The 16,066-nt window shown below is 61.1% G+C and carries 15 protein-coding genes and 2 pseudogenes; 12 read left to right on the top strand and 5 right to left on the bottom strand.

Features of this window, described 5'->3' with window-relative positions:
- Positions 1-312: 312 nt before the first annotated feature.
- Positions 313-2,295, bottom strand: a complete 1,983-nt coding sequence (locus EL22_RS05345; RefSeq protein WP_082146673.1) for an ABC transporter ATP-binding protein — start codon at positions 2,293-2,295, stop codon at positions 313-315.
- A gap of 785 nt (positions 2,296-3,080) precedes the next feature.
- Here EL22_RS05345 and EL22_RS05340 point away from each other — a divergent pair.
- From EL22_RS05340 to EL22_RS05320, 6 genes and pseudogenes are all read left to right on the top strand, one after another.
- The gene (locus EL22_RS05340) at positions 3,081-4,853 is read left to right on the top strand and encodes an ABC transporter substrate-binding protein (RefSeq protein ID WP_231587880.1); all 1,773 of its coding nucleotides are present in this window, start codon (positions 3,081-3,083) and stop codon (positions 4,851-4,853) included.
- A 77-nt stretch (positions 4,854-4,930) separates the two neighbouring features.
- Complete coding sequence (locus tag EL22_RS05335; protein WP_050050478.1) at positions 4,931-5,941, top strand: ABC transporter permease; 1,011 nt, start codon at positions 4,931-4,933, stop codon at positions 5,939-5,941.
- Positions 5,942-5,954: 13 nt separating this feature from the next.
- Positions 5,955-6,659: pseudogene (locus EL22_RS19130) on the top strand (ABC transporter permease); the annotation flags it as partial.
- A gap of 106 nt (positions 6,660-6,765) precedes the next feature.
- Positions 6,766-6,954, top strand: a pseudogene (locus tag EL22_RS05330) (hypothetical protein); the annotation flags it as partial.
- 139 nt (positions 6,955-7,093) lie between these two features.
- On the top strand, positions 7,094-7,468 hold the full coding sequence (locus tag EL22_RS05325; protein ID WP_050050476.1) for a helix-turn-helix domain-containing protein: 375 nt from the start codon (positions 7,094-7,096) through the stop codon (positions 7,466-7,468).
- 110 nt (positions 7,469-7,578) lie between these two features.
- Positions 7,579-7,929, top strand: coding sequence for a HalOD1 output domain-containing protein (locus tag EL22_RS05320; protein ID WP_050050475.1), 351 nt, complete (start codon positions 7,579-7,581; stop codon positions 7,927-7,929).
- Positions 7,930-7,987: 58 nt separating this feature from the next.
- On the opposite strand, the gene EL22_RS05315 is transcribed toward EL22_RS05320, so the two are convergent.
- Complete coding sequence (locus EL22_RS05315; protein WP_050050474.1) at positions 7,988-8,485, bottom strand: TspO/MBR family protein; 498 nt, start codon at positions 8,483-8,485, stop codon at positions 7,988-7,990.
- 280 nt (positions 8,486-8,765) lie between these two features.
- Here EL22_RS05315 and EL22_RS05310 point away from each other — a divergent pair, with 280 nt between their 5' ends.
- Positions 8,766-9,317 (top strand): hypothetical protein, encoded by a 552-nt coding sequence (locus EL22_RS05310; protein ID WP_050050473.1) that lies wholly within the window; start codon positions 8,766-8,768, stop codon positions 9,315-9,317.
- A 36-nt stretch (positions 9,318-9,353) separates the two neighbouring features.
- On the opposite strand, the gene EL22_RS05305 is transcribed toward EL22_RS05310, so the two are convergent.
- A complete protein-coding gene (locus EL22_RS05305; protein ID WP_050050472.1) occupies positions 9,354-10,118 on the bottom strand; it encodes a DUF5806 family protein in 765 nt (254 codons plus the stop codon).
- Positions 10,119-10,306: 188 nt separating this feature from the next.
- On the opposite strand from EL22_RS05305, the gene EL22_RS05300 reads away from it, so the two are divergent.
- From EL22_RS05300 to EL22_RS05290, 3 genes are all read left to right on the top strand, one after another.
- The gene (locus tag EL22_RS05300) at positions 10,307-11,443 is read left to right on the top strand and encodes a thiolase family protein (protein ID WP_050050471.1); all 1,137 of its coding nucleotides are present in this window, start codon (positions 10,307-10,309) and stop codon (positions 11,441-11,443) included.
- A gap of 195 nt (positions 11,444-11,638) precedes the next feature.
- Positions 11,639-11,986, top strand: a complete 348-nt coding sequence (locus EL22_RS05295; RefSeq protein WP_050050470.1) for a hypothetical protein — start codon at positions 11,639-11,641, stop codon at positions 11,984-11,986.
- Positions 11,987-12,053: 67 nt separating this feature from the next.
- Positions 12,054-12,656 (top strand): molybdenum cofactor biosynthesis protein B, encoded by a 603-nt coding sequence (locus tag EL22_RS05290; RefSeq protein WP_050050469.1) that lies wholly within the window; start codon positions 12,054-12,056, stop codon positions 12,654-12,656.
- Positions 12,657-12,698: 42 nt separating this feature from the next.
- Here EL22_RS05290 and EL22_RS05285 read toward each other — a convergent pair whose 3' ends face one another.
- The gene (locus EL22_RS05285) at positions 12,699-13,208 is read right to left on the bottom strand and encodes a PaaI family thioesterase (RefSeq protein ID WP_050050468.1); all 510 of its coding nucleotides are present in this window, start codon (positions 13,206-13,208) and stop codon (positions 12,699-12,701) included.
- 159 nt (positions 13,209-13,367) lie between these two features.
- On the opposite strand from EL22_RS05285, the gene EL22_RS05280 reads away from it, so the two are divergent.
- Positions 13,368-14,096, top strand: coding sequence for a phosphatase PAP2 family protein (locus EL22_RS05280; protein WP_050050467.1), 729 nt, complete (start codon positions 13,368-13,370; stop codon positions 14,094-14,096).
- 2 nt (positions 14,097-14,098) lie between these two features.
- Here EL22_RS05280 and EL22_RS05275 read toward each other — a convergent pair whose 3' ends face one another.
- Positions 14,099-15,208 (bottom strand): hypothetical protein, encoded by a 1,110-nt coding sequence (locus tag EL22_RS05275; RefSeq protein WP_050050466.1) that lies wholly within the window; start codon positions 15,206-15,208, stop codon positions 14,099-14,101.
- Positions 15,209-15,276: 68 nt separating this feature from the next.
- Between EL22_RS05275 and EL22_RS05270 the strand changes: the two genes are divergently transcribed.
- Positions 15,277-15,996, top strand: a complete 720-nt coding sequence (locus EL22_RS05270) for a lipoate--protein ligase family protein (RefSeq protein ID WP_050050465.1) — start codon at positions 15,277-15,279, stop codon at positions 15,994-15,996.
- The last annotated feature ends 70 nt before the right edge of the window (positions 15,997-16,066 follow it).

The raw sequence follows: 16,066 nt of genomic DNA, 5'->3' as shown, positions 1-16,066 counted from the left end.
TGAATCGATTTGAAAAGAAACGTTAGTCGATTTGCAGCCGTTTAGAACGTATGATTTGTTTCCCGGAAGGACCCCATATACAGTAGTATGGTTGTAAAGAATTTTGGCCACCGACCGAGTAGTTCCCCCAGACACCAGTTGAGTGCCGAGTGAGACGCGTTCCGGGCGACGATTCGAAAATATGCCATGTAAATTCACACCACATATAATTCGGTAATGAAGAAAGTTGTTCCGATATGGAACACCATGTTCCCTCAGCTAAAACACCAGGGGGAGGAACGTGTCGCAACGACTCGAGGGTGGGGCGACGCCCTACTCGTTTCGCGTAATTCGCTCGACGAACGCCTCCGGCAGTTCGTCGATCTCGCCCGCCTGTACCCGCCAGAGGTTCGCGTAGAGACCGTCTCTCTCGAGCAGTGTTTCGTGACTTCCACGTTCGACGATCCGGCCGTCGTCGAGGACGAATATGGTGTCTGCGTCCCGCACCGTCGAGAGTCGATGGGCGATGACGACAGTTGTTCTGTCGACGGTGATTTCCTCGATCGAGCGCTGGATGAGCATCTCGGTCTCGGTGTCGACATCGCTGGTCGCCTCGTCTAGCACCAGAATGTCAGGGTCGGACAGAATAACGCGTGCGAGCGCGATTCGCTGACGCTGACCGCCGGAGAGTTTGACTCCTTCCTCGCCGACTTCGGTGTCGTAGCCGGCGGGAAGCGCATCGATAAAGGAGTGGGCCTGCGCGGCTTTGGCGGCGGAGACGATTTCCCTATCAGTCGCGTCGAAGCTACCGTAGGCAATATTCTCTCGGACCGTGCCGCCGAAGAGGTAGTCCTCCTGGCTGACGTAACCGATACCGTCGCGGAGACTCGAGAGCGTCACGTTTCGCACGTCGTGGCCGTCGATTCGAACCGCGCCAGCGTCGGCCTCGTACATTCGCATGAGCAACCGAACGACCGTCGACTTGCCGGCCCCCGTCGGGCCCACGAACGCGACAGTCTCGCCTGGTTCGACGGAAAACGAGACGTCCTCGAGGACGTACTCCTCGTCGGGGTCGTACGCGAAACTCACGGTATCGTACGCGATTTGACCATCGATGGTCGACAGATCCGTCGCTCGTTGTTCGTCCTCGATCGCGACGGGCATGTCCATGAGTCCGACGACGCGCTTGCTCGAGGCGAGCGCGTTTTCGTACTGCTCGACGATCCGTGCGATCTGTTTGAGCGGGCCGGTAAACCGCTGGCTCATGAACAAGAACGTCACCAGTGATCCGACGGTGAGCGTTCCGCTGAAAAGCGGCGGCGGACCGACGACGACCCAGTAGCCGCCGATGATAAACGTCGCCGCGAACGACGCGTTCGTGATGAGGCTGCTACCCGGGTGGTAGACCGTGTTGAGCTTGATTCGCTGCCAGTTCGTATGGAAGTACCGATACGAGGCATCGGCGACGCGCTCGGACTCGTACGATTCGGTGGTCATCGCCTTGATGAGGTTGATCCCGCCGAGGTTGTTCTCGAGGCGGGTGTTCATCCCGCCGACGCTCGAGCGAATCCGATCGAAGACGGGTTCGATCCGTCGCATGAACCACAGCGTGAAGACGGTAAGCAACGGGACAGCACCGAGGGTTACGACGGCCAGTTGCCAGTTCAGGTGGACCAACAGGGCCGTAATACCGACGAGGACGGTCACGATTCGAACCGTCATGGTGAGCGCGTCGTCGAAAAACTGCTCGAAATTAGAGATGTCGTTGTTGAGAATACTCATCAGTTCGCCCTTTTCGTGGGCGTCGAAAAAGCGAACATCCAACCGTTGTAGTTTGTCGTACGTCGACGTCCGGACGACGTGCATCAGGTGATGAGAGTAGTAGTCGACCGAAAGCATTCGAACTGTTGCAAGCAACGCGGTTAGTAGGTAACAGACCAGTATGACGCCGAAGGAAAACCAGAGTTGGCCCTCGGTCGTCGCTGGAATCATTGCAGTTGGGACGAGCGGGAGTTCGTACGCCGTCGTTTGATTGAACACGGCGTCGATGGCGACACCGAGAACGAACGGCGGAATCAGCGACGCCACGCGTTCGAACAGTCCGGCGAAGAGGCCGAACACGAACCAACCACGGCGGCCCGCGCCGAACCGAGCGAAGAGACGAACCAGCGGCCATTCGACTGCATCACGATACTCCTCGAGGTGGTGATCAATACGAGACACTTTCTCGGTTACCGTCGTCTCGCTTCGTTCAAATAGATTGTTGCTCGAAGACGAACACGAACACACCAGCCCGGTGCCGTCCTTAGACTGCATCAAGCGGTGTTTATCCGGTTTGATGCACTCCGCACGGGCGTATAGTACTGCACACCCACGAACGACACTAGCCGGTGCTGCCGACGGCAGCGATCGGGGAGTGCGACAGTGTTGATTTCCGAGTTCGTCCATTTCTGCCCTTGCATGTTCAAAATGCGAACAAAAAGGCACTGTCTCGGAACGTTACGGGCCTATGTAGCTATCCCTGTCGGAATTCACGCGACCGTGAGACCAAAATGGAGACGACACGCAGACTCGATCTACCGGACCCGGGATGGAGGGGACAAATGTGGAACCGGGCAAGCCGGAACGATCCACCAGTGGGCAATTCTGCGAGTATCGCCGTTGAATGAGACTATCGCCGGTGAACCGACAGTCGATCACCGACGGACCACTCGAGAATGATTTCGAGGGACTGTTCGAAGTTGGTGATCCTCAGCGGTCGTTCGAAATCGGTGGGACGGTCGCTGGTTTGCAAGTTTCAACGAGCTACGTTCTCGAGGACAGAATACGCGTTAGATAGGGGAATCACTGGAACTCGTCTGCAGCGATCGTTCTATTCGTGGTAGTAGCGGTGAAACTGCGCAAATAGATGTTCTACGGACAGTTCCGTCGATACGGTCGCTCAGTTACCCGCTCTGACAGACACTTGATGGAATCGGCACCACGGTCACTTTTTTCAGCTAAAAGGAAACATTCACTGGTTCAATAGGCCTGAAAAGTCAATATACGGAAGGGACAACCGATCCATAATGTTTTTTATTACCTAGTAACAATAGATGAGTATGCCATCACATGGCAAGGGACAACTACGGACGTCGAATCGGGGATCCATATCGCGCAGACACCTCCTCCGCGGTGCAGCGATGGGGGGAGCGGTCGCACTGGCTGGTTGCACAGGGGGTTCGTCTGATTCAGATACGTTCATTCAACCAACGACAGTAAATCCGAAAAACTGGCAGTTCAATCACCTCAACCTGCAGAATCCGTTCTCACACGAGTTGCAGAGCGACCAGCTCCAACGATACTACATCAACGAGGAGGAGTTCGAGTCCTATGCTGTTTCTATCGAGGAATTCGAAGGCGATACCGCGGTACTGAAGGTTCGTGACGGTCTCACGTGGCACAACGGCGATCCGGGTGATCCGGTCAACGCCGACGACCTCTACACGAAACTCGTCACCGACGCCATCATCGGCGATACGATATCGACGCTCTGGACGGACATCCAGCGAGCTGGGGACAAGTCTGTCGAACTCACCCTTGACGGAACAGTCAACAAACAGCTATTTCAGGATGGATTGAATTACTACTGGCTCGAGACGCCGTTCCGGCTGTACAAGGACTACGTTGAACGATGGGAGGACGCAACGACCGACGACGAGATCAGCGACATTCGGAACGACCTCCGTAACGACTCGTTCGACGAGTCGAAGGTGAAGGGCAACGGCCCCTTCCAGTTCGAGGAGCGGGACAACCGCCACCTCCGGATGAGTCTGTACGAACACCATCCGGATGCGGACAACATCAACTGGGAGACCTGGGAGATCCGCAAGGTCTCGACTAATACCTCAAGCGTGCTCCTCGGCGGCAAAGTCGACGGAATCCGAAATTACACAGCACCGGAAACGGTCTTCGAACAGGCTCCCGATGACCTCTTGAATGCGCAACTTCCCGCGCTGTGGGGGCACTCTCTCCCGTTCAATCACGAAGACGAGGACTTCAGTAATATACGAGTTCGACAGGCCATCAGCGAGTTCATCGACAGGGAAGCCTGTGCGGGCAACTACGGTCGGCTCGGGCAACCGGTCGAAGCACCGAGCGGACTCGTCGGAAACATTAATGGCCAGAACGAACAGACGAGCCGCTGGGAAAACAAAGTCTCCGACGAAATGGCCGATCAGCTGTACCGGTACGAGGACCCGGAACGCGGCCGTCGACTGCTCCGCAACGAAGGGTACCAGAAGGACGATGGCGACTGGTTCCGGCCGAACGGCGACCGGTTCGAAATGTCTATCAAGGTCCCTGCAGGGACCACTGATTGGCATCCGGTGTACCAAACGATCCGCGATAACCTCAAGACCGAGGGGATCGCTGCAGAAATGCAGCGGATCGAGGCGTCGACGTATTGGGCCGACCACTACACCGCCGGAAACTTCAAGGTGGCGTCGACGGGATGGACGCTCCAACGGTCCAGTCCATACTACGTCTTCGACATGTACTACAACATCGATACGGAGTTCATGAATCTGGATCCCGAGAACCTCGAGGCTCCACCAATGGGAGAACCCGACGGCGATCTCGAGTCGGTCGATCCGCGCGGACTAATGGAAGACTTACTCGTCGCACAAGATGAGGAGGAAGCAACCGCTCTTACTGACCAGATTGCGTGGATTACGAACCAAACGGTCCCCATGCTTCAGATACAGGAGATCAACGACCCGGTCTGGTTCTACACTGACGACTGGGAGGTTCCGGAGCCCAACTCGCCGAAGTACCAGTCGAAGTGGCCACTCTGGTGGTTCCCACGAACCGGCGAACTACAGGCCAAGGAGTAATTAGGTACCAGTAGATCCAGAGAGTCAACGAAAGGAGAACCATTATAAGCTAACACACACCACGAACAATCAAAATAATGTACATACTCAAGCGGCTTGGGCAAGCGTTCGTCACGTTCATCGCAGTAATTACTGTGACATTTGGGCTGACACGTGCGATGCCGGGCGGACCGGCGGACCACATTAGGGCGCAAGTCATCCAGAGCCGAGGGTCAACGAGCGTGGATATGTCTCGGATCAACGAGCTCACCGAGACGTATACGAATATCGACCCCTCGGCCCCGTTGCACGTCCAGTACTACAAATATCTCACGAACGTTCTGCAGGGAGACATGGGAGAGTCGATAGAGCTCGGCAGGAGCGTCAGCAGCCTCATTGTTCAGGCCGCCCCGTGGACGATCTTCCTGCTCACGCTTTCGATCCTGCTCACGTTCCTGATCGGCGTCGTGCTCGGCGCGGTCATGGCGTACCGGGAGGGAACCCAGTTTGACACCGGGTCGACAGTCCTTTCGATGTTTCTGAACTCGGTTCCCTACTATATCGCGGCGATCTTTCTGGTGTACGTCCTCTCGATCCAGTTAAGTATCTTTCCGCAGTCGGGGAACTACACTGTCGGGTTAGAGCCGGGACTGTCACCCGTCTTTATCTCCGACGTGTTCTACCACGCGACGCTTCCGGTCGCGTCCCTCGTCATCACCGGATTCGGCGGGACCGCCATCACGATGCGTGGGAACTCGATCCAGGAGATCGGGGAGGACTACATTCGAGTGGCACACCTCCGAGGCATTCCCGGACGTCGAATCGCGGTCCGGTATGTCGGTCGGAATGCGCTGTTGCCCATGTACACGAACCTGATGATCTCCGTCGGATTCATGTTCGGTGGATCGGTCATCCTCGAAGAGATCTTCGCCTACCCCGGTCTCGGAACCTACCTCCTGCAAGCAGTCAGTGCCCGCGATTACCCACTTATGATGGGGATATTCCTCGTCATTACCGTCACCGTTCTAATTTGCATCCTGATCGCGGATCTTACCTATGGGATGATCGATCCGCGAGTCAGCGAAGGCGAGGGCAAGGAGGCGTACTAAGAGGTGACATTCGATGGCTGAAACTAATTCAACGTTCGACGCGACCGACGATCACGAAAGTACGAAAGACAAATCAACAACCCGTTCGGAACTATACAAGGAATGGCTCGATGTGGCCGTGCTCGCCCCCCTACGGGTCGTCTGGAACGACTGGCGAACGAAGACCGGCTCCCTCATCATCCTGTTCTACGTCCTGATGGGAACGGTCGGTCTCTACCTCGTTCCCCCTCCAACACAGGGACAGGGACCGCAATATGTTGGACCCTTCGAAAGTATGGCGTATCCACTCGGAACGAACCACCTCGGTAGAAGCCTCCTATCAGAGCTCGTCCACTCGACGCCGCCGATGCTGAAGATGATTCTGGCCGGAGCAGTGTTCTCGACGATCATAGCGATGGTTGTCGGGACTATTTCGGGCTACAAGGGAGGAATTATCGATAGCGTCCTTACCACTCTCACGGACATCGCTATAACAATTCCCGGATTGCCCCTGGTTATCCTCCTCGTTGCCATCTTCGAACCGGAGAACCCATACCTGATCGGCATTTTCCTCGTGATCAACTCGTGGGCCGGTCTCGCGCGATCGATCAGATCCCAGGTACTCTCGATTCGAGACCGTTCCTACGTCGAGGTCTCCCGAATTATGGGTGCATCCTCCCCAAAAATAATTGTAGATGATGTCCTCCCGAATATTATGCCCTACGTCCTAATTAATTTTGTAAACTCAGCTCGTGGGATTATCTTCGGTTCAGTTGCGCTCTTTTATCTCGGGTTCCTTGGCGGATTCTCGAACAATTGGGGAATCATGCTCAACCAAGCAAGCGTACGTACGGGAGGAAGTCGACCGCGTCAACGAGAACTTCGAGAAACACGAGACGATCAAGCAGTTCCGACTGGTCCCCAAGGAGTTCACCGAGGAAAACGACATGCTCACGCCGACGATGAAGAAGAAACGCCGCATCATCCTGAATCGGTTCGACGACCGAGTCGACGAGATATACGCACCGGAGTGACGACACGATCGAATCACAGATTTGGCCGGACCGGGCCATCGAGACGGTGCCGAGATGGATCGGTTCGACGACGGCCGATTGTACAAGGTGACGTGGTCCGACTCGGTTCCCGGACTCGCGGACGCCCTCCTCGAGTCGCGTGCGACGCTCCTCGAGGGAATCGGTACCGACGAGGGGTTGGACGTTCGAGATCAGATTCCGCGAACAAGAGCGCACCGAGGCGTTCCAAGCGCGCGTCGACGAATACGATATCTCGCTCGAACTCGAGCGGCTCCGGGCGGAACTCGAGATTTCGACGAGCATGCAGTACGACCGCATCGACAAGCAGTACGAAACGCTCGTCACGGCCTTCGAGGCGGGGTATTTCGAGCACCCGAAGGACGCGACGCTCGAGGAAATCGACGACGAATTCGGCGTCTCCGGAGCGGCGATCACCGGTCGGTTGCGTCGCGGACTGACATCGGTGCTGTCACAGACGATAATGTGGGGCGAACAGCTGGACCGTTTCGAGTGACTCTCTGAGTTATCATCGGAAAAGTGTTTCAACATATTAACGGCTGTATTTAAGGGTCGAGAGACGCTACTCGAAGTCGACTATCGCCGGCGTCTGATCAGGAGATCTCAATGTCAGATTCATCGGAAACGGATTCACACCGGAGTGACGAGTCGATCACGCTACGCACCGATATCCAGCCGGACGAAACCACGACTGACGCGATCGTTCGCCTGCTGGAAAAGTTGCCCGAACGCGTCTACGACGAGGTGACCCCCCTCTACGACCACGTCGACCCGGAGGCGCTCGAGCACCTGTTCGCCGATACGACCGCGAGCGTTCGGCAGGGCACTGCGAGGGTGACGTTCGAAGACGTCCAGATCGCGGTTCGAGATGGCGACCGCGTCGAGATACGGATCGCCGACGAAATCGCTCCACCGACGATCACCGATCGAGACGAGTGCGAGACCGATCCGCCCTAAACCACGATTCGAACGAGTTCTGATCCGAGACGGATTAGGGGAACGCATCCTGGGCCTATTAGGCGTTCAACCGCCAGATCTCGAACGTGAGGGCGGTCGCGAACGCGACCCACGCGAGATACGGGACGAGCAGTGCGGCCGCCGTGCGATCGACCCGCCGAACGGCGGCGATGGTGGCGACGACCAGTACCAACAGGACTGCGACCACGCCGAGTGCGACCAGCGGCTGTTGCAGCGCGAAAAACGCCGGCGTCCAGGTGACGTTGAACGCCATTTGCACCGCGAACAGCCCGATCGCGAGCCCTCGCCCGGGGCCGTCGGCCCGCCAGACGCGCCACAGCGAGATTCCGAGAAGCGTAAACAGCGCCGTCCAGACGATCGAAAACGCGATCGACGGCGGGTAGAACCACGGCTTCTCGAGGGTCTGAAACCAGGCCGTGTTCGTCGAGGTGATCAGCGCCGGCGCGCTTCCGACGGCGTTGACCAGCAGGACGAAGCCGACGAGTTCGGCTATCGGGCGTGGCTCGAGGTCCAGGGACCGGACGCTGTATGCCATAGTCGTTGTACGGATCCGAGCGTCTTATACCCTCAGTCACGGGCCGGTTCGGCGGCGATTGGGCCCGTTCGAGACCCTCTCACTGCAGACCGAACCGGTTCCCATCGTACGGCCGTACGATCGACTCGAGGGGGCAACGCTTTTGTGACAGACCGTTGGGGACAAGCTATGAACGATCGCCTCGAGTCCACCGGGTTGGTCTCGATCGACTATTCGCGGAGCGGGTCCGAAGTGGCTCCGAGCAGGCGGATCACCGGCGATTCCGAGTGGGGCGGCTGCAATGACTGACGGAACCTCATCGGGTTCGACGCCGGACGAGTCCGATCCGTGGCTCGAGTTGCTCGCAGACGCGACAGCCGTCGAGCGAGAGTTTCGGGACGCAGGCTGGGAGACGGTGCTGGTCGAACCGGACGCTGTCACGCCGATCGAAACCGACGACCGCGTCGGTATCCGAGCGACAGTCGCGCAAAATCGCTACGCCGTCCTCGAGGACCTCGTCGAGCGGGACGACATCGCTTTCAGCGCGGTCGACGTCTACTACCAGACCGACGGCCAGACGATGTTCGTTCTCGCGGTCGAACGCGACGACGAGAGTCACCACGCCGTCCTGGTCCCGTTGTACTACGATCTGCCGGACGCATCCGCGGTGCTCCAGACCGCACTCGCGGAGGGCAATCTCTCGATCTACCTCGACCCAGCGGACGAACCCGAAGCCGAAGCGGAACCACAGCAGGCGGACGAATCAGAAGCGCCGGACGAAGACCGTTGGGTCGTGTTCTCCCACGACGATCCGTCGCTGTTCGTCGAGTCCGTCGATGAACTCGAGGAGTAACCGATCAATCGACGCGAGCGGAAGCCGCGGATTCGCCTACGCCTCGTCTTCTCGCAACTCCTTGCTGGCGTCGCGAACGTCGCGCATCACCGTCGAGATCCGCTCTTCGGCCTCGAGTTCCTCCTCGACCGAGAGGTCGACGCCTTCGACCTCGAGGAGGAACTTCGCGACTTCGGTCGCCTCGTACATCACGTCGTCGAGCTCTTCGGCGGTGAAGAAGTCACACATCGCGCCGTAGAGGAAGGTCGCGCCGGCGGTTCGGATCTTGTCCTCGAAGGAACTCCGGGCCTGATTGACCGCCTGCGGGGTGTAGGTGTCGGTCATGAAGGGGACGAGTTCGGGGAGGTTCTCACCGATCTTGGTCATCTCGACGCCGGTTTCGGTCCGGAAGTCCGAACAGAGGCGGGCGATGGCCCACTCGCGGGCCGTGATGTACGTTCGATCTCGCAGAAACTCGTTGACCCGGTCGTACTGTGCGCCGTCCATCTTCTGGAACCGGGCGTACTTCTGGACGTCCGCCGGCACCTCACTCCCGTCGCCCTCGTCCGGGTCCGGAACGCCCGGCATCGACTGCTCGGCTGACGCGTCGCGTTCGCGTGGCTCACTGCGACCGTCCGGCCCAGTGCGTTCGTCCGATGCGGTCTCCTCACCCTCGACACCTGCCGTTTCAGCACTGTTGTCGTCGGGGGTCGACTCGTCAGTCCCGGCGGGCGTCGAGTCGCCGCTTTGCTCCGTGGGAACTGTCTCGCTCGAGTCGGAATCCATATCCTCGGACCCCATTCGCGAACCGTCCTCGTTCATAGCCCTTCATTCCCAAGGCCCGGAGATAAGGATTGTTCTCGAGGGCGTCGCCTCGTCCGCCGCTCGCCGTTGACCCGCTTCCAGCATCGATTCATCGACCGCGTCTCGAGACGACCCGCGAGATAAACTCCCCTTGCATTTGGTGTGGTTCTGCGTGTTTTAAGATGATAAAGGCCGTCACCTAGGCTATGTCACAGACGCCAGTCATCGCGGCCGCGTATCGCACCCCGCAAGGGAAAGAAGACGGCGTGTACGCCGACCTGCGAAGCGAGGACCTCTCCATTCCGCTAATCGACGAAATCCTGGCCGAGAGCGGCCTCTCGAGCGAGGATATCGACGACCTGATGTGGGGCTGTGCCCAGCAGCGCGGCGAGCAGGACAACAACCTCGCGCGGATCATCGCCCTGCTCTCGGATCTGGGTGAGGGCGTTCCGGCGACGACGATCAACCGCTGGTGTGCCTCCTCGATGCAGGCGGTCATCTCCGCGTCGGACGCCATCGCGGCGGGCAACCGCGACGCGATCATCGCCGGCGGTGTCGAGTCGATGAGCCGCGTTCCGATGGGCGAGAGCACGACGGAGGTCCACCCGCGGATGGCCGCCGAGTACAACGTCGGCGAACTCCAGATGGGGATGACCGCGGAGAAGGTCGCAGAGGAGTTCGGCGTCTCGCGGGCGGACCAAGACGAGTACGCGGCCCGGAGCCAGCAACGGGCCGTCGAGGCGACCGAGGAAGGTCGCTTCGAAGACGAGATCGTCCCGATCGAGACGGAAGACGGAACGATCACCGAAGACGAGGGCCTCCGGCCGGGGACGACCGCCGAGAAACTCGCCGAACTGCCGACGGTGTTCAAATCCGACGGCAGCGTCACCCCCGGCAATGCCTCGCAGATCTCCGACGGCGCGTCCGCGCTACTGGTCACGAGCGAGGCCTTCGCCGAGGAACACGACCTCGAGATCCTCGCCGAAGTCGGGATGAACAACGTGGCCGGCGTCGACCCGACCATCATGGGAATCGGCCCGGTGCCGGCGACGCGCGGCCTGCTCGAGCGAAACGGTCGTGATATCGATGACTACGATCTGGTCGAACTCAACGAGGCCTTCGCCAGTCAGAGTCTCTACTCTCGAGACGAACTCGGGATCGACCCCGAGAGCTTCAACGTCAACGGTGGCGCGATCGCGATCGGCCACCCGCTCGGTGCCTCGGGTGCTCGCCTGCCGGTCACCCTGATTCACGAACTCCAGAAACGTGGCGGCGGTCTCGGACTTGCGACGCTGTGTGTCGGGTTCGGACAGGGAGCGGCGATCGAGTTCGACGTGAACTGACGGCCCGTTCGTTCACCTTTTGGTCCAGATTTTCCGAGGCTGCGAGCGAGCGACGCGAGCGAGTCGGCCGAGAGAAAAGGTGGTCGCGGCAGGGAGCGGCGATCGAGTTCGACGTGAACTAACGGGCTGATCGTCGCCTCCCGAGCGCGATACTGCCACGGAGCGATTTACAACTGTGTAGCCCGAACACCCCCTATGAGCAGTCTCCTGCTGATCGCGCTCGTCTTCGTGGCGCTGTGTGCTCACGCCGGGCTCGTGGGAGTGGTCTACTACGATACCGGGACGGTCGCGCTCGAGCGCCGGCGCTGGCTGTTTCTCGTCGGGCTGATCCCGATCTTCGGCTTTTTCATGTACCTCTTCGAGCGGAGCGAACTCGACTACGATCCGTCGACGGACCCCTACGCCGGCGGTGGCTACAACGTTCACCCGTCTCGAGCCGACGATTTTCCGTTCTCGAGTTCCGAAGGACAAGAGGGGGCTCGATTGGGCGAATCGGACGATGTGAGCCCAGCAGAGACCGAGAGGCGGCGGGACAAGGAATAGGACGACCTGCTGATAGCGGTCTCAGTACGGGGGAGCTATTATCGCCCTCGAGTACCGACACATCTCCATGCCCACAGACGAGACTCGCCGAACGACGGACGAGCACGGACACGATATCATCGACCCGCTGCACGTTGCCATCGTGACGGTATCGTCCTCTCGAGCGACCGCGGCCGACGGCGACGATCCGTCGGCGATCGAGGACCCCGGCGGCGATACGGTCGCCGAGTGTTTCGAGACCGACGGCCACGAGGTGCGCGAGCGCGTTCTGGTCCGGGACGATTACGCTGCGATCCGGACCGCGGTGCGACGACTGGTCGCGAAACGGGACGTCGACGTGGTGGTGACGACCGGCGGAACGGGGGTCACCGCGGACGACGTCTCCCCCGAGGCGACCGCCTCGCTGTTCGAACGCGAGTTACCCGGCTTCGGCGAACTGTTCCGGTCGCTCTCCTGGGACGAGGTCGGGACGCGGGCGATGGCCTCTCGAGCCACGGCGGGAATCGCGGTCGACACGCCGGTTTTCACCCTCCCCGGGAGCACGAACGCCTGTCGAACCGCCTGCGAGAAACTCATCGTCCCCGAAGTACCCCATCTCGCGGGACTCGCGACGAGTCACCGGACTGATGCAGCGGATCAGTCGCTCGAGGCGTTCCGATCCGAGGACTGAGCCGACGCTCGTAGCCAGCCAAACCAGCCGGTATCGGACCATCTATCGGTCGGTTACGCCCCGGAAGACGCGATAGGATCCCTGTCCGGTCGCGACCGCTTTCGTCTCGCCGTCTTCGGTCGTGCTCTCGACGGTGATCTCGCTTACCCCGACGCTCGAGCCGACCCGGACCACGTTCGCGGTCGCGCTCAGATCGCCCGTCGCCGGTCGGAGGTAGTTGACGTTGAGGTTGATCGTCGCGATGCTCGCGTCGAACGGGTCCTCGAGTTCCGTCCGGAGGGCGAGTCCGCCCGTCGTATCGACGAGCGTCGCGGCGACCCCGCCGTGCATATCAGGGCGTCGACCCGACCCCGAGTCGGGGCGGACGTTGGTGAGCTTCTCGTCGTAGGGGATCGAGAGCGTCATCGTTCCCGCGCCGACGTCGTCAACCGACGTACCCAGCCATGAGAGAAACTCCTGTGATTCGTCGATGTACGCCTGCAAGAACCCCTCGAGGTCGGCGTCCTCGGCGCCCGCGGGGATGCCAATCGAATCCGATATCTCGTCGCTCATAGCAATTCGTGGGTGAGCGCCGGTCTTGATCCCTGCGCTTTCGTGATTTCCCCGGGCAGCGCTCTCTCCCGTCCGAACTCGGACGGGCCACTCGAGCGACTCTCCGGCGAAGCTATCGACTCCCCTATCTTTTCCCCTCGGCCGTCGTAGTCACTGCCGATGTCTCGAGGCGTCGGCGCGCTGGAGTCGATCCAAGAGCTTCTCCCCGCGTGGGCAGCGCTCCCCGCTGCCGCGCTCACGCAACTGGGCGACATGTGGTTTTTGGCGCTCCTCTTCATCGCACTCTACTGGTTCGACGCGCCGAGACGCGAGGCCATCGCGACCGTCGCGGGCGCGTGGCTGGCCGGGGTCGGCGTGTTCCGGGGGCTGAAGGTGTTCTTTGGCCTGCCGCGCCCGAACGCACCGCTCGCGGATCCGAGCGCGTACCCCTCGATCGTTCGACCGGTCTACGAGGCGACGGCGCTGGCCGGCGGATACGGATTTCCGAGCGGCCACGCCGTCAACGCCACGATCGTCTACGTCGGACTCGCGGCGGTCCTCGCGGTCGGCACGCGACGCCAGCGCGCGGTTGGTGCGGCGGCGGTCGTCGGTATCGTCTGTCTCACGCGGATCGTACTCGGCGTGCACTACCTCGTCGACGTCGTCGCCGGCGTCGCGGTCGGGTTCTGCGTCCTCCTCGCCGTGCGAGCGCTCGCAGTCAGACGACCGGACGCGCCCGCGACGAGCGCGTTCGGGCTGGCCGTCGGCTGTGGCGTCTTCTTCGTCGTGATGAGCGGTGCCGTGACCGATTCCATTCTCGTCCTGCTCGCCTCGATCGGCGCGCTGATCGGGTTGCAGGCGTTCGCTCTGGGCCGTGACGATCCAGGGCGTGACGATCCGGGCCGTTAGGTTCAACTCTCGACGCGAACCTGAACCCGCTGACCCACCGCGAACGACCGATCCGGACAGACGAGTTTGGCGCCGAAGTCGGCGTCTCGAGCGAAAAACAGGGAGAGACCGGTTATCTCCTCACCGTCGACGGTGACGACGAGTTCGTCCCACGTGATCGTCCGCCCGTTCGCAGTTCCCAGGCGGTTCCCGTTCAGCGAGATGTCGCTCGCTATTCCGTGAGTCCGCCGAGCGACATCGTTGACACCCCTAGCGTCGCCATAGTCGCCACCGTCGCTGGCGTCGCCGTCGTTGCCGTCGTCGCCGGCGGTGACCAACCCGTCCGGCCGGGTCGAATCCGCTTCGGCGCTCGAGTTCTCGAGCGCCCCGCCTCCGGGTTCGAGAATCCCGCCGCCGTCGTAGTGGGGGAGTCCGCCGTCGAGGACGCCGCCGCCATCGGCGCGAATTCCCGCGAAGGACGCCCCTGGATTCGGGTGCGTCGGGCTATCGAGGATCGCGTACGTGTCGCCGACGTCGACGACCGTTCCGGTGCCGTCCCACTCGAGGGGCGTGATGTCGACATCCGCGCCGAGCTCGAGCGGGAGCGATCCCGTCGCACGGACCGGGTTCTGATCGGATCGGCGAAACCCGACGTGGAGGTGGTTGTCGACCCACGGCGCGAAGAATCCCGATCGAACGAGCATGCCGAGCGACTCGCCGGCGTGGACACGGTCGCCGACTTCGACCTCGGGTTCGACGTGGAGGATTCTGGCGAGGAGTTCGTCGGATTTGCCGACGCTGGCGGGATCGTCGGCTCCACTGCTTCGGCTCCCGGTATCGATTCCATTCCAACCGGCGCTCTCGTTCGACCCCTCGATCCCGTTCTCGTCGTCGATCTCGAGGACGATGAGATGGTCGTGTTCGGGCGCGTAGGGCTTCGACGGCGCGCTGACCGCTTTCGTCTCGAGAACCGTTCCCGAGACGGGATTCGGCGCGTCGGTCGTCCGGCCGCCCTCGAGCGTTCCAGGATAGAGGTCGATCGCACAGCCGCCGTCGTGGGCAGGATACGGCGAGTTGTACAGCGAGAACCGCTCGTACCGGGCGAGCATCGACTCGGTGAGTGTGACGACCATCTGTCGTCCGCAGGTGGGTGCCACGAAGGTTTAGGCGCGTCGGCACGTAGCCGGGCTCGAGACGACGAATGTCCGTCCGTGTCCTTCGCGGCCGTTCCGAGACCATCGACGCCGATCGCGCGGCGAGCCAGCGGCTCCTCGAGATCGCAGCGACCGGAACGCCCGCGGTCCGAGTCTGGCGACCCCACAGACAGGTCGCCTTCGGCCGACGAGACGCCGGACTCGAGGGGTACGACGACGCTCGGGCGGTCGCGCGCGAGTTCGGATTTTCCCCGGTCGAGCGTAGCGTTGGCGGTCGAGCGGTCGCCTACGACGGGAAGACGACGCTCGCCTTCGCCCGCGCCGAGCCCGTCGCGGACTTTCGGCAGGGGACCGACGAGCGCTACGAACGCCTGACCGCGGATCTCGAGCGAGCGCTCGAGCGACTGGGGGTGAGCGCCGTCCGCGGCGAGCCCGCGGACTCGTTCTGTCCGGGCACCCATTCGCTTTCGGTTTCGGCACCGAGTGATCGAACCGGCTCGAGTGAGGCTCCTGACCGCCGGAAGGTCGCCGGTCTCGCTCAGCGGGTAACGCAGGACGCGGCGCTCGCGTCCGGAATCGTCGTCGTCGCGAATCGCGACGAACTGGCGAGCGTTCTCGAGGGGGTCTACGGGGCGCTCGAGGTCCCGTTCGATCCCGGCTCTGTCGGCGCTCTCGAGACCGAACACGTCGATATCGAGCGCGTTCGGACCGTTCTCGAGGAGACACTGATCGGCGATCGCTCGGTATCGGCCGTCGACGCGGTGTGAGGTCGCTGTACCGGCCAGCGACGTGTCGGTAGTTCGAAATCCGAGGGATGCCCCACGCTTTATGCTGGCG

The sequence above is a fragment of the Halostagnicola sp. A56 genome (assembly GCF_000691505.1).
GTDB lineage: Archaea > Halobacteriota > Halobacteria > Halobacteriales > Natrialbaceae > Halostagnicola.
The sequence above is the reverse complement of the archived record's forward strand: the minus strand, read 5'-3'. Positions and strand labels throughout refer to the sequence as shown.